Origin of the sequence: Paenibacillus forsythiae T98 (assembly GCF_000520735.1) — a bacterium.
GTDB lineage: Bacteria > Bacillota > Bacilli > Paenibacillales > Paenibacillaceae > Paenibacillus_AQ > Paenibacillus_AQ forsythiae.
This window is the reverse complement of record NZ_ASSC01000001.1, coordinates 1-322: the sequence shown is the minus strand read 5'-3', so window position 1 is coordinate 322 and position 322 is coordinate 1. Positions and strand designations below refer to the sequence as shown.

Sequence of the window (322 nt, the reverse complement as noted above, 5' to 3'; positions counted from 1 at the left end):
AGCAGGGGGACGTTTCGACGCTTGCGATCAAGCTGGACGGCGAGGCGCTGAAACGGCTAACCGGCGATAAAGCGGCCGACCTGCAGGTCAAGGTTAGCGGGAAGGAAGACGTTGTGTTAAACGGCTTGTCGGCAGCGGACTGGAACAGGCTCTTTCAGGGAGGCAGCCGCCTCACCGTCAGCACGCCCGAGCTGATCGTGCCGCTGTCTGCGCTTTCACTCGAAGATTCCATTGAAGGTCTGGGCGGCAATGTGCGGGCGGAGGACATCGAAGTACGCTTGTCTATAGAACGCGGCAAGGCGGCGTCTGAAACCGGAAAGAC

General features: G+C 60.2%; 1 protein-coding gene. It reads left to right on the top strand.

Annotation, left to right across the window (positions count from 1 at the left end; genetic code table 11):
• Positions 1 to 322: hypothetical protein (locus tag L692_RS32235; RefSeq protein WP_036721047.1), on the top strand; the 322-nt coding region annotated here is incomplete at both ends.